General features: G+C 75.3%; 10 protein-coding genes. 3 read left to right on the top strand and 7 right to left on the bottom strand.

Annotated features, from left to right (window positions below; translation table 11 throughout):
* Positions 1-35: 35 nt before the first annotated feature.
* The 5 genes from ABTY61_RS08515 to ABTY61_RS08495 all read right to left on the bottom strand — a co-directional run bounded on the left by ABTY61_RS08515 (position 36) and on the right by ABTY61_RS08495 (position 7,190).
* Positions 36-446 carry a roadblock/LC7 domain-containing protein gene (locus ABTY61_RS08515; protein ID WP_350504175.1) on the bottom strand — a complete coding sequence of 137 codons (411 nt, stop codon included), beginning with the start codon at positions 444-446 and terminating at the stop codon, positions 36-38.
* On the bottom strand, positions 443-3,301 hold the full coding sequence (locus ABTY61_RS08510) for a sensor histidine kinase (RefSeq protein ID WP_350504174.1): 2,859 nt from the start codon (positions 3,299-3,301) through the stop codon (positions 443-445). The genes ABTY61_RS08515 and ABTY61_RS08510 overlap by 4 nt, the downstream gene beginning before the upstream one ends.
* A 49-nt stretch (positions 3,302-3,350) precedes the next feature.
* On the bottom strand, positions 3,351-4,229 hold the full coding sequence (locus ABTY61_RS08505) for an MHYT domain-containing protein (protein WP_350504173.1): 879 nt from the start codon (positions 4,227-4,229) through the stop codon (positions 3,351-3,353).
* 311 nt (positions 4,230-4,540) lie between these two features.
* A complete protein-coding gene (locus tag ABTY61_RS08500; protein WP_350504172.1) occupies positions 4,541-5,929 on the bottom strand; it encodes a cytochrome P450 in 1,389 nt (462 codons plus the stop codon).
* A 193-nt stretch (positions 5,930-6,122) separates the two neighbouring features.
* Positions 6,123-7,190 carry an RNA ligase (ATP) gene (locus ABTY61_RS08495; RefSeq protein ID WP_350504171.1) on the bottom strand — a complete coding sequence of 356 codons (1,068 nt, stop codon included), beginning with the start codon at positions 7,188-7,190 and terminating at the stop codon, positions 6,123-6,125.
* A gap of 367 nt (positions 7,191-7,557) precedes the next feature.
* Here ABTY61_RS08495 and modA point away from each other — a divergent pair, with 367 nt between their 5' ends.
* The 3 genes from modA to ABTY61_RS08480 all read left to right on the top strand — a co-directional run bounded on the left by modA (position 7,558) and on the right by ABTY61_RS08480 (position 10,612).
* Positions 7,558-8,430, top strand: coding sequence for a molybdate ABC transporter substrate-binding protein (gene modA, locus ABTY61_RS08490; RefSeq protein WP_350504170.1), 873 nt, complete (start codon positions 7,558-7,560; stop codon positions 8,428-8,430).
* 131 nt (positions 8,431-8,561) lie between these two features.
* Complete coding sequence (locus tag ABTY61_RS08485) at positions 8,562-9,377, top strand: ABC transporter permease (RefSeq protein WP_350504257.1); 816 nt, start codon at positions 8,562-8,564, stop codon at positions 9,375-9,377.
* Entirely contained in the window at positions 9,374-10,612 is a 1,239-nt protein-coding gene (locus ABTY61_RS08480) for an ABC transporter ATP-binding protein (RefSeq protein WP_350504169.1), read from the top strand. Before ABTY61_RS08485 ends, ABTY61_RS08480 begins: the two co-directional genes overlap by 4 nt.
* A gap of 89 nt (positions 10,613-10,701) precedes the next feature.
* On the opposite strand, the gene ABTY61_RS08475 is transcribed toward ABTY61_RS08480, so the two are convergent.
* On the bottom strand, positions 10,702-11,361 hold the full coding sequence (locus ABTY61_RS08475; RefSeq protein WP_350504168.1) for a response regulator transcription factor: 660 nt from the start codon (positions 11,359-11,361) through the stop codon (positions 10,702-10,704).
* A 56-nt stretch (positions 11,362-11,417) separates the two neighbouring features.
* Entirely contained in the window at positions 11,418-12,716 is a 1,299-nt protein-coding gene (locus ABTY61_RS08470; RefSeq protein WP_350504256.1) for a sensor histidine kinase, read from the bottom strand.
* Positions 12,717-12,849: the final 133 nt, after the last annotated feature.

Raw genomic sequence — 12,849 nt, 5'->3', positions numbered from 1 at the left:
CCGGTGGTACGGGCGGTCCGGCCGGGGCACCGGACTCACCCGCCGTGCACCGCGCGGGGCGGGGCGCCGAGGTGCTCGCCGACCCGGCGGACCAGTCTGGCCATCTCATAGGCGACCAGCCCGAGATCGGCCCGTGCGGTGGCGAACACGGCCAGGCAGGCGCCCTCCCCGGCTGCCGCGACCAGCAGGTAGCCTCCCTCCAACTCGACCATGGTCTGGCGGACTTCACCCGCGCCGAAGTGCCGTCCGGCGCCCTTGGCGAGGCTGTGGAAACCGGCGGCGACGGCCGCCAGGTGTTCGCCGTCCTCGCGCGCCAGACCGGCCGAGCTGCCCATGGCCAGGCCGTCGGCGGAGAGCATCACGGTGAAGCGGATCTCGGGGGCGCGCTGGACCAACTCGTCCAGGAGCCAGTTCAGCTCTCCCGTGCGGTGGGTGGTGCCGATCACGGCCGGTCTCCTTCGGGTCGGGTGTCGAGTCGCGCTTCGCTGCGGGCGCTGGGCCAGACCTGGGGCCGGGTGTCGGGCCTGGTGCCGGGCCGGGCCTCGGGCCGGGTGTCGGGCCTGGTGCCGGGCTGGGCCTCGGACCGGGCTTCGGGCCGGGCTTCGAGCCGCAGGCCGCGGGCCCAGCCGCGTTGGAAGGCCGCCATCGCCGCCCGCGCCTCCTCCGGACTGCGGGTGCCCGGCCCGGCACCGGCCCCGGCCCCGGCGGCCCCGGCTCCGGCTCCGGCGGTGGCCCGGCGGCCGCCGGGCGGGGCGGCGGCATGCGTCTCCCGCAGCTGCGGCGCCAGGCTCGCCTGGCGCACCCGGCGCGGCAACTCGCCCGCTTCATCGGTCGGCTGACGCACGCCGGGCAAGGTCTCGGCCACCGCGCCATAGGGCCGCGGCGGACCGGGCTGCGGACGGGAGGCCGCACCCGGGCCCCCATCCGCAGCCGGTCCGGCCGTCCGGGCGCCGGAGGCCCGGAGCGGGGTGCGGCGCGTCGGCCCGGGGTCGACGCCCCGGACGCCGAACGGCAGCAACGCCCCGCCCTCCGGCGGCGGCCCACCCGCCGCCGGAAGCTCTGTCCCCGCCACCCCGCCGCCCGGGAGGACGGGCTCCACGGGCTCCACGGGCTCCGCCCCGGACCGGATGGGGGCCGGCCCCTCCTGCGGCCACCACGCAGGACCGGAGCCGGCGTCCGGAGCGGCGGGGGGCGCCGGCCACAGGGCCTCGACCGGCTCCGCCTCCGGACCGGGCCGTACGTCCAACTCCGGTACCGGCTCGTGGTCTTGCCCCGGCTCCTCCCGCCCGTCGGCCAGCAGCCCGGTGGGCAGCAGCACCACGGCGGTGGTGCCGCCGTACGCGGAGGTCACCAGGGAGACCCGGACGTCGTGCCGCCGGGCCAGGCGGCTGACCACGAACAGGCCGAGCCGGTCACTGTCGAACAGGTCGGTCTGTTCGGCGGCGGCGATCCGCCGGTTGGCGGCGGCCAGTGCGGCGGGGCCCATGCCGAGGCCGCGGTCCTCGATCTCCAATGCGTAGCCGTTGCCGACCCGTTCACCGCGGATGTGCACCCTGGTGTGCGGCGGGGAGAACCCCGTGGCGTTCTCGACCAGTTCGGCCACCAGGTGGGTGAGGTCGGCGACGGCGTGGCCGACGGCGGCGGCGCGCGGCAGCGGGTGCACCTCGACCCGGGCGTACTCCTCCACCTCCGAGACGGCCGCCCGCACCACGTCCACCAGCGGGACGGGCCGGCGCCAGGCCCGGCCGGGGGCGGCGCCGGAGAGGATGATCAGGCCCTCGGCGTGGCGGCGCATCCGGGTGGTGAGGTGGTCCAGCCGGAACAGGTCGGCCAGCTCGGACGGATCCTCGGTGCGCCGCTCCATGCTGTCCAGCAGGGCGAGCTGGCGGTGCACCAGGACCTGGCTGCGGCGCGCGAGATTGACGAACACCCCGGACACCCCGGACAGCACTTCGGCCCGTTCCACCGCCGCCGTGACGGCGGCCCGCTGCACGGTGCCGAGCGCCCGGTGCACCTGGCCGATCTCGTCGTCGCGGCCCACCGGCCGGGGCACCTCGGCCTCGATGTCCACCTCCTCACCCGCGCGCAACCTCCGCATCGTGGCGGGGAGTTTGCGCCCGGCCAGGTCAAGTGCCGAGTTGCGCAGGCCGGTCAGCTCGGTGACCAGGCCCCGGCCGATCTGCACCGAGACCACCAGCGAGGCGACCACGCCCAGCAGCCCGAGCAGCACGGCGACCCCGGCCGGGGTGAACAGGCCCAGTGCGTAGGGGTTCCGGCGCTCGGCGGCGAGCCGTCCGGCGCTGTCCCCGACGCCGCGCAGCCCGTCGGCGACACTCACGGCCACCGCCGCCCACCGGTCCGCCGGTACCGCGGCGACGGCGGATCGCCCGTCGGCGGCGGTGCGGACCTTCTCCTCGTAGCCGACCAGCTCCCGGTGGTCCGGGCTGCCGGTGACGGCGAGCAGCGCGTCCCGGTCGGCGGAGCCCAAGCCGGCGGCCGCGCCCTGCTCGAACGCGCGGCGGGCGAAGGCCGTGCCGGAGAACTCGCGCAGCTGCTCGTCGCCGAGCGCGCCGGAGAGCTCCGCGGAGCGGAGCAACGCGTCCTCACGGGACAGGAGTTCACGGGCGCGGTCCAAGTCCGGGAGCGCCCGAGCGTCGGCTCCGGAGCGGCCGTCCTGCGACGCGGCGACCGCGCCGGAGACGGCCAGCGCCCGGTCCACGGCCGCGCCGTACGCCGCGTACGCCTCCGGCCAGCCCACGCTCCGGGTGAGCACCCTGCCGCGCAGCGCGGGCAGGTCGGCCAGCGCGGCGCCGAGGTCGTCCAGGCGGGCGGCGGCCTCGGCGCCCAGACCCTGGGCGTCGGCCCGGTTGTAGCCCTGGCCGGGGTGGCTGGGATCGGGGTACAGCGGGGTGAGCGCCCGGTCGGTGGCGGCTGCGGCCTCGCGCAGAGCGCCCTCCCGGCCCGCGGCGGGCACCGTCCCCGGGACGAGCCCCGGGCCGGCCAACAGCTGCCCGGCGGCGGCCCGTTCGGCCTGCAGGCCGGAGACCGTGTCGGCGACCGGGGTGAGCAGGCCGCGCTGGGCGTCGCGCAGGCGCAGCAGGTCCCAGACGCCCTGGGCGGTGGTCACGGTGGCGAAGCCCCACAGGGCGAGGACGGAGACGACCGGCACCATCAGCAGGGCGATGATCCGGGCGCGGACGGTCCGGGGGCGCAGCCAGGGGCCGGGGCGCGGCGAACGGGCGGGTGGCCCGGCGTGGGCACCCCGGCGGGCGCCGGAGGTGGTACCGCGGACTTCGCGCATGGACGGGGGCCTTTCGGGCGGGGGCAGCGGGGCTCGGACGCGGCGGGGCTCAGGCAGCGCGGTCCTGGCCGTACGGGTCGGGGCCGTCCGGGTCGGGGCCGTAGGGGTCGGAGAGCGCGGGGCCCGCGGACGCGGGGCCGGGCCGGGCCCCGAGGCCGGGGAACTCCTCGATCGCCAGCTCCCCCGCCGCCAGGTAGCCGACCCGCTCCTGGGCGGTCGGGGAGAGCGCGACGAAGGCGGAGGCCAGGAAGAGGAACGAGCCGAGGCCGACGGCGAGCGGGAAGACGAACTCCATCGGACTGACCCCGCCCAGGCCGGTACGGGCGGGATCCAGCCGGACGTGGACGGCGGCCATCCCGGTGTAGTGCATGCAGCTGACCGCGAGGCCCATGCCGAGCGAGGCGGCGGCCGCCGCGTACACGTTGCGGATGGTGACGGCGGCCCAGAGCGCGGCGGTGGCGGCGCCGACCGCGACCAGGACGGAGAGGGCGACCGTCCCGGCGTCGTAGCGCAGCCCGCCGTGCATCCGGACGGCGGCCATGCCGAGGTAGTGCATCGCGGCGACGCCGACGCCGGTAATGCAGCCGCCGCCCAGCAGGGCCAGTCCGCGGTGCCGGCCGTAGCAGACCACGGTCAGGCCGAGGCCGGTGACCAGGACGGCGACCAGCAGGCTGAGCACCGTCAGCGGCACGCTGTAGCGCAGCTCGGTGCCGTCGACGGCGAAGCCGAACATGGCGACGAAGTGCATGGTCCAGATGCCGGAGCCGATCGCGGCCGCAGCGGTGAGCAGCCAGTTGCGGCGGGCGGCGCCCGTGGCGGCCAGGCCGCGCAGGGTGCAGCGCAGCCCGAGTGCGGCACCGGTGCAGGCCATCGCGTACGACAGGACGGGGGTCAGCCAGCCGAGGCTGAACTGGTTGAGGGCGCCCACGGGACCTCCGGTCGACCGGTCGGGCCCGGGGCGGCAGGCGGAGCCCCCGGGCACCCCCGGCCGGGCGGACTGCATCCGAGCGGCATATGCCGCTCGCATGTGCGCTTTCGGCCTGGGGTGCGTGGGACGCTATCGAGCGGCTGGAATAGGTCAGGCGAAGATCTGAAAAGCTGCACGCGCAGTTGGGGTGATGTGTTCGAATGACCCGGTCCTGTGCCCAGTGATGCCCGGGCGCCTGACAACGAACAACTAACAGATAACGGATAACAGATTTCAACATCTGTTATCCGTTATCTGTTAGTTGTCATCTGTCAGCTGTTACCTGTCAGCCGCCGACCCCCGTGGGCCGTCACCCGCACCCGCATCGCGCTCGCCGCCCGCAGCGTGACCCCCTGCGCCAGCGCCACCCGCTGGTCCACCGCCTCCAGCTCGAAGTCCCGTAGCAGCACCCCGAGGGTCAGCACCGACTCCAGCATCGAGAAGTGCTGCCCGATGCAGGCCCGCGGCCCTCCGCCGAACGGGAACCACGCGTACCGGTGCCGGGCCTTCTCCTTCTCCGGCAGGAACCGGTCCGGCTCGAAGCGCTCGGGCTCGACCCAGTGGTCCGGGTGCCGCTGGGTGACCAGCGGCGCGATCACGACCTGGGCCCCCGCCGGAATGACGTACCCGTCGATGACCGTCTCCTCGACCGCCCGCCGCCCGATCAGCGCCGCCGCCGGGAAGAGCCGCATCGCCTCCTTGAGCACCCGGGTGAGGTACGGCAGCCGCTCCAGGTCCGCCGCCGTCGGCGCCCGCCCGTCCAGGACGGTCCGCGCCTCCGCCTGGGCAAGCTTGCGCTGCTCCGGGTGCTTGGCCAGCAGATGCAGCGCGAAGGCCAGCGAGGTGGCCGTGGTCTCGTGCCCGGCGAGCAGGAACACCAGGACCTGGTCCCGGAGTTCGGCCGGATCCAGGCGCTCGCCGTCCTCACCGCGGGCCCGCCCGAGCAGCGTCAGCAGGTCGTCCGCCTCGTCGACGCCGCCCCCGCGCACAGCCCGCTCGGCGATGATCCGGTCACACACCTCGTAGAGCGCCCGCTGCGCCGCCAGGCCGCGCCGGTTGCCCGGCGTCGGCCAGCCGCGCGGGAGCCGGACCGGCGCGAATCCGCGCTCCTTGACGTACTCGCCCAGCACCGGGAAGCTGCGGTTCACCACCTCCACCGCCTCCTCCACGTCGGCACCGAAGAGGATCCGCGCGACGGCCCGCAGCGCGAACCGGGACATCTCCTCGGCCGCGTCCACCACCCCGCCGGGCACCGCCCGCCAGCGATCGCCGAGCGCCTGCGCCTCCTGCGCGAGCGCCTCCGCGTAGCCGTCGACCCGGCGCCGGGTGAACAGCGGCTGGATCAGCCGGCGCTGGCGCTGGTAGACCTCGTCCTGGCTGGTCAGCAGTCCGTTGCCGACGCTGGCCCGCAGTTCGTCGTAGAAGTTGTTCTCCTTGCGGAAGTTCGCCGCCTCACTGCCCAGCACCTGGTGGACGCCCTCGGGCGAGAACACCCCGTAGAGGTCGACGCGCAGACCGGGCGGCCCGGCCGCGATGCGCACCACGTCGCCGTGGTCGCGCCGGGCCGCGAGGTAGGTGCGCAACGGGCGGCGGGTGAGGTCGAAGAGCGATCCGACCAGGGGGTTCCCGGCCGGTCCGGGTATGGCGGCTGCGGTGGCCATCGGCACTCCTTCTCGACTTCCTCGGCGCTGGCTGCGCTTGGCGACCCTTCGACCTTACTGACGGGTTTTCAGCCGAGGAAGCCGCACGGAAGAGAAGAAGGGGGCGGGTCGGGGTCCGCGACCGACCCACTCGCACTCGAGCCCACTCGATGCCACTTGATGCCGCTCCAATGCCACTTGATGCCACTCGATCTCACTCGTACTCGGTGCCGCCCTTGCGGGTCAGGTACGCGTCGCTGACCACCTTGGCGATCGCCCGCCCGCCGAGCACCGGACTCCAGCGCTCGACCACCGGCCGGACCACCACGCCCTCGCGCAGGTGGAGTTCACGCCCGGAGTGGGCCTCCCGGCCCTGCGCGTGGGCCAGCACCGTCGCGGTGTCGAACGGGCCGCGCCACAGTTCGGTCACCAACGGCAGCTCGCCGTCGAGGAGTTCGGCGGCCGACAGCCACTTCAGCTGCCCGTCCACCACGGCCGACACGTCGAACGCCGCGTACCCGGGGCGCTCGGTGCGCGCGGAGGCCCCGTACGTCAGGTCCTGCACGCCCTCGCCGAACACTTCGCCGAAGACGCCGATCCGCTCGGCGCCCAGCCGTTCGGCCAACCGGGCCGCCACCGCCGGGATGTCGTACGCGCGCACCGCCCGCCAGTACAGGTTGCGCTCGTCCTCGACGAGCGCCAGCCCCTGGGCGCCGATCCCCTTGGAGGAGACCCGCACCTCACCGGTGGCGGCGGTGTATGTGACCAGGCAGCAGCTGCCGTGCAGTTTCTCGGTCACCACCACGGGTTCACCGGGCTCGAAGACGTCGGGGTGGCGCTTGAGGTTCTCGATGTCCACCCAGGGCAGCAGGTCGGGCGCGCTGAGGACGTCACCGCTCATCGAGGTCGGCACCGGGGGCTGCCACTTGACGATCCCGAGGAGCTCGGCGAAGTCCTCGCCCCGCGCCGCGGCCCCGGCCAGGTCCGTGCCGGCCAGCGCGCCGGGCCGGCAGACGATGCCCTGCGACAGCTCCCCGCGCAGCCGCACCGCCTTCACCCGGTTCGCCGCGCCGCCGGCCAGCTTGCCGGTCAGGCCCAGCTCATCGACCAACTCATCGGGCAGGACTGCCTGTTCGGGGATGTAGACGGCGTGGTCGCCGGTCCGGTAGACACCCTTGGCGACCACCGCCCGGTAGAGGCCGACCTGCGCCAACTCCAGGGCATCGGCATTCGGGTGCTCCAGGATGACCAGCTTCTCGGCGGTGACGCGCAGCGTGGACATGGGCGGACTCCTCCCCGTGGATCCGTTCGGATCGACCGTCGGGCCCGGGCGGCCGACGGCCGGCCGCACGTACGGGCTGCGCCCACTCTGACCGTTCCACCCACCCGGACGCGACGGGTTTTCCACCGGCCGTACGCCGCCGCTCCGCCGCTCCGCCACGCCGAACCCGCGCCGCGCGACCGCCCCGAACCGTCCACGCACGTTTGAGCCTTCGCACAGCAGCCCCGAGGCCCCCGAGCCGCCCTCGCTGTGCGATGCGACAGAGGATTTATCGCTCGCATCTGCGGCACTATGATCGCCATCATGGCCGCACCTGCGGTCACGCCTCCGCGCCCCTTCCGGCGCGAACCCTGGAGGGGAAGCACCGATGAGCACCCGCAGCACCGCCACCCGCAGACTCGCCGCCGCCGCCGCGGCGGCCCTCGCCCTCAGCCTCGGGGCCACCGCCTGCGGCAGCGACGGCGGCAAGGCCTCCGGCTCCGCCTCCGCCTCCTCGGCCGCGACCACCGCCGCCACGGGTGCCACGGGTGCCACGGGCACCGACGGCGCCACCGCCCCGAAGGCCAAGGGCGCCATCACCGTGTTCGCCGCCGCCTCCCTCAAGGAGACCTTCACCGAGCTCGGCAAGAAGTTCGAGGCCGCCAACCCGGGCACCAAGGTCACGTTCAACTTCGGCGGCAGCTCCGCTCTCGCGACCAGCATCAACTCCGGTGCCCCGGCGGACGTCTTCGCCGCCGCCAGTCCGGCCACCATGAAGACGGTCACCGACGCGGGCGGCGCGAGCGGCCGGCCGACGACCTTCGTCAGGAACACCCTCGCCATCGCCGTCCCCAAGGGCAACCCCAAGCACCTCGCGGGCCTCAAGGACCTCACCGGCTCCGGTGTGAAGGTCGCGCTCTGCGCGAAGGAGGTGCCCTGTGGCGCCGCCGCCCTCACCGCGCTGAAGGCCGCCGGCGTCGACCTCACGCCGGTCACCCTGGAGCAGGACGTCAAGGGCGCGCTGACCAAGGTCGAGCTCGGCGAGGTCGACGCCTCGCTGGTGTACAAGACCGATGTGCAGGCCGATGCTGCGAAGATCGACGGCGTGGACTTCCCCGAGGCCGCCAAGGCCGTGAACGACTACCCGATCGCCGCGCTGGCCAAGGCGCCGAACAAGGACGGCGCCGCCGCCTTCGTCGCCTACGCCCAGTCGCCCGAAGCCAAGCAGGTGCTGACCGCGGCGGGCTTCCAGGCGCCGTGAAGGACCGCACCACCGACCCCGCACCCGGCCAGGGGCGCGGCCGCGACCGCGGCGCCGCCCAGGGCCGGCGGGGCGGCACCGACCCCGGCGAGGACCACGTCGCCCCGGCACCGGCAGGGCCCGCGCGGACCCTGCCGGGCCGCCGCAGTGGCGCGCGCCGCCCGGGCGCGCAGCGCGTCCCGGTCACGCTGCTGCTCCCGGCGCTGCTAGGCCTGGCGTTCCTGATCCTGCCGCTGGTCGGGCTGCTCGCCCGGGCACCGTGGAGCAGCCTGTCCCAGCAGCTCACCAGCGCCGCCGTCTGGGACGCCCTGCGGCTGTCGCTGATCTGCGCGACGGCCGCGACGGCGGTGTCGCTGGTCCTCGGTGTCCCGCTGGCCTGGCTGCTGGCCCGCGCCGAGCTGCCCGGCCGGCGGGTGATCCGGGCGCTGGTCACCCTGCCTCTGGTGCTGCCGCCGGTGGTGGGCGGTGTGGCGCTGCTGCTGGTGCTCGGGCGGCGCGGCATCGTCGGGTCCTGGCTGGACTCGGCGTTCGGCATCACCCTGCCCTTCACCACCACCGGGGTGGTGATCGCCGAGGCCTTCGTGGCGATGCCCTTCCTGGTGATCAGCGTGGAGGGCGCGCTGCGGGCGGCCGATCCCCGCTTCGAGGAGGCGGCGGCGACCCTCGGCGCCTCCCGGCTGACCGCGTTCCGCCGGGTCACCCTGCCGATGATCGCCCCGGGGATCGCCGCCGGAGCCGTCCTGGCCTGGGCCCGGGCGCTCGGCGAGTTCGGCGCGACGATCACCTTCGCGGGCAACTTCCCGGGCCGCACCCAGACCATGCCGCTGGCCGTCTACCTGGCCATGGAGTCCGACCCGGAGGCCGCGATCGCGCTGTCGCTGGTACTGCTGGTGGTCTCCGTCGCCGTCCTGGTCGGCCTGCGCGACCGCTGGGTGTCGACCCCGTGACCCCGGAACCGGACGCCGCCCCCGTCACCCTGGACGCCGACAGGACGGTCGAACCGATGAACATCCCGACGCCGGACGGCGCCTCACCCTCCGCTGCCACCACGCCCGCTGCCACCACGCCTGCTGCCTCCGTCCCCGCCACTCCCGCCGCGGTGAACGCCGTGAACGCCCTGGACGCCGTGAACGCCCTGGACGCCCACCTGCGGGTCGACCGCGCCGCGTTCGCCCTCGACCTGACGCTCAACGCCGCCCCGGGCGAGGTGATCGCGCTGCTCGGCCCGAACGGCGCCGGCAAGTCCACCGCGCTGCGCGCCCTCGCGGGCCTGCTCCCGCTCACCGACGGCCACCTGCGGCTGGACGGCCAGGTCCTGGAGGACCCGGCCCGGCGCCTGCACACCCCGGCCGAACAGCGGCCGGTCGGCGTGGTGTTCCAGGACTACCTGCTGTTCCCGCACCTCAGCGCACTCGACAACGTCGCCTTCGGCCCGCGCTGCCAGGGCCGCCCCAAGCGCGAGGCCCGGGCCGAGGCCGCGGCCTGGCTGGAGCGGATGGGCCTGACCGGGCAGACCGCGGTACGCCCCGGCCGGCTCTCCGGTGGCCAGGCCCAGCGGGTGGCACTCGCCCGGGCCCTGGCCGTCCGCCCCCGACTGCTCCTCCTGGACGAGCCGCTGGCCGCCCTGGACGCCCGCACCAGGCTCGACGTACGGTCCCAACTACGGCTCCATCTGGCCGAGTTCGAGGCCGTTGCGGTACTGGTGACGCACGACCCGCTGGACGCGATGGTGCTGGCCGACCGGCTGGTGGTGATCGAGGACGGCCGCGAGGTGCAGTCCGGCAGCCCGGCGGAGGTCGCCCGCCGGCCGCGCACCGACTACATCGCCCGCCTGGTCGGCCTCAACCTGTACCAGGGCCGGGCCGAGGGCACCCGGGTCACCCTCCCGGACGGCACCGTCCTGACCACCGCGGAGGAGTTGTCCGGACCGGCGTTCGTGGCCTTCCCGCCCTCCGCCGTCACCCTCTACCGGGAGCGGCCGCAGTCCAGCGCCCGCAACCTGTGGCCGGCCGAGGTCATCGGCCTGGACCTGCACGGCGACCAGGTGCGCGCCGAACTCGCCGGCGCCCTGCCGATGGCCGCCGACCTCACCCCGGCCGCCGTCGCCGAACTGGGGCTGGCGCCGGGGGCGGCGGTCTGGGCCTCGGTCAAGGCCACCCAGACCCACGCCTACCCGGCCTGACCACGCCCGGGCCCGACCCCGCCGACCCCGCCGACCCCACAGCCACCACAGCCACCACAGCCACCACCGGAAGCGTTCCGGCGGTGGGGCTACTCCGACGGCTCGACGAACCCCGACTCGTACGCGGCGATCACCGCCTGCGTGCGGTCCCGCGCGCCGAGCTTCGCCAGCACGCCGCTGACGTGCGTCTTGACCGTCTGCACCCCGAGCACCAGCCGCTCGGCGATCTCCCCGTTGCTGAGCCCGCGCGCCATCAGCCGCAGCACCTCGGCCTCGCGCCCGGTCAGCGCCGCCCGGTCCATCGCCGCGCGGGCGGCGGGGTTGCCGTGCCCGGCGGCCAGTCGGCGGATGGCGGCCGGGAACAGCAGCGACTCGCCGGCCGCCACCAGCCGTACCGCGTGGACGATCTCGGCCGGACGGCTGCGCTTGAGCAGGAAGCCGTCGGCACCCGCGCGCAGCGCCTGGTAGACGTAGTCGTCGTTCTCGAAGGTGGTGACGACCAGGATCCGCGGCGGCGACTCCCCCGGGGCGCGGGGGCGCAGCAGTTCGCGGGTGGCCGCCAGGCCGTCCAGGACGGGCATCCGGACGTCCATCAGCACCACCTGCGGGCGCAGCGCGCGGGCCAGGGCCACCGCCTCCGCGCCGTCGGCCGCCTCGCCGACCACCCGCAGGTCGCCCTGGGCCTCCAGAACGGCCCGCAGTCCGGCCCGGACCAGTCCCTCGTCGTCGGCGAGCAGGACGTCGGTCATGCCAGTGCCGCCTCCGCTCCCGCTCCCGGCCCCGGCCCCGCCTGCAAGATCATTCGTCACGCGCCCAAGCGTAGGGGCAGCCGGACGTCGAGCACCCACTCCGCACCCCCGTCACCGGCCGCCCCGGATGCGGTCCCCCCGGCGGTCACCCCGGCCGTCGCCTCGCCGCCGAGCAGTGCGGCGCGCTCCCGGATGCCGCGCAGCCCCTTGCCGCCCTTGCGCGAGCCCGTCCGGCCGGGGCCGCCCCGGCCCGGCAGCGCCACCAACCGGTTGGCACAGCTCAGCTCCAACCGTCCGTCCCGGACGGCGATCCGGACGGCGACCGGCTCGCCGGGCGCGTACTTGAGCGCGTTGGTGACGCCCTCCTGGACGATCCGGTAGGTCTCGCGCGAGAGCACCCCGGGCAGCACTCCCGGCGGCACCTCGATCCACGCCTCGACCGGGCTGCCCGCCGCGCGGGCCGTGTCGAACAGCGCGGGCAGCTGGTCGATGCCGGGCTGTTCGGTGGCCGCCCCCTGCCCGCCCGTCACGTACCCACCCGTCCCGTTGCCGCCCGCGCCGCCCGCGCCGCCCGCCGGGGTCTCGCGCAGCAGCACCAGGGTGCGCTCGAGGTCTTCCATCGCCCGCCGCCCGGTCTCCTCGATGACTTCGAGCGCCTTGGCGGCGAAGGCCGGGTCCCCGACCTCGCGAGCCGCGCCGGCCTGGAGGACGGTCACCGTCAGGGCGTGGCCGATCGAGTCGTGCAACTCACGGGCCAGCCGGTTGCGCTCCAGCAGCCGTTCGGCCCGCAGCTCCGCCTCCGCCAGCCGCTCCGCCGGAGACGGACCCAACAGGCCTTCTGCCATAGCGAGTTGGAGGCGACCGGCGCCGATCACCAGCCAGCCGTAGCCGAGCACCACCAGCGGCGCGGGCAGCAGGTACCGGACGGCATCCGGACCGGTGAGCAGGTCGTAGGCCCGGGTGAGCCCGACGACCGTCGCGAAGCCGACCGCCGTACCGAGCGCCACCCGCCCGATCAGCCAGCCGGCCATGCGCCGCCGGTCCGCCCCGGAACGGGAGGGCTCGACGCCGATGTCCTCCTCGCGGTCGGGCACCAGCAGCAACCGGGCCTGCACACCCTCGGCCCGCCGCGCCGCCGGGACGAGCGCGATGAGCGCCAGCAGCACGGCGTCCACCGCGACGGCCTTCACCACGATCTCGCCGAGGGTCTTGTGGTACGTCCCCGGATAGACCAGCAGGACGACGCCCGCGAAGATCCACCCGACCAGCAGGTGCAGCATCCGGGCGTACGTGGCCCCGGCCACCAGCGGGGCGAGGATCCTGGTCGCTCCGTCCCTCAACCGGGACGCGGTCATTCCTGGCACCCGGCCATCCTGCCAGCTCAGCGGCCGCCCGGGCTCCCCCGCGGGACCGCCGCGACCTCCCTCCCGGGAGGGAGGCGGATCCCCGCTGCGGCGGGATCCGCCCGACCGGCCCGTTCCGGTCGAA

The organism is Kitasatospora sp. NPDC096128, from assembly GCF_040303105.1.
Classification (GTDB): Bacteria; Actinomycetota; Actinomycetes; order Streptomycetales; family Streptomycetaceae; genus Kitasatospora.
The sequence above is the reverse complement of the archived record's forward strand: the minus strand, read 5'-3'. Positions and strand labels throughout refer to the sequence as shown.

Excerpts from the sequence above, each read along its gene's own strand:
- ABTY61_RS08510 (WP_350504174.1), bottom strand. The coding sequence starts at position 3,301 with ATGCGCGAAGTCCGCGGTACCACCTCCGGCGCCCGCCGGGGTGCCCAC.
- ABTY61_RS08470 (WP_350504256.1), bottom strand. The coding sequence starts at position 12,716 with ATGACCGCGTCCCGGTTGAGGGACGGAGCGACCAGGATCCTCGCCCCG.
- modA (WP_350504170.1), top strand. The coding sequence starts at position 7,558 with ATGAGCACCCGCAGCACCGCCACCCGCAGACTCGCCGCCGCCGCCGCG.
- ABTY61_RS08475 (WP_350504168.1), bottom strand. The coding sequence starts at position 11,361 with ATGACCGACGTCCTGCTCGCCGACGACGAGGGACTGGTCCGGGCCGGA.
- ABTY61_RS08495 (WP_350504171.1), bottom strand. The coding sequence starts at position 7,190 with ATGTCCACGCTGCGCGTCACCGCCGAGAAGCTGGTCATCCTGGAGCAC.
- ABTY61_RS08500 (WP_350504172.1), bottom strand. The coding sequence starts at position 5,929 with ATGGCCACCGCAGCCGCCATACCCGGACCGGCCGGGAACCCCCTGGTC.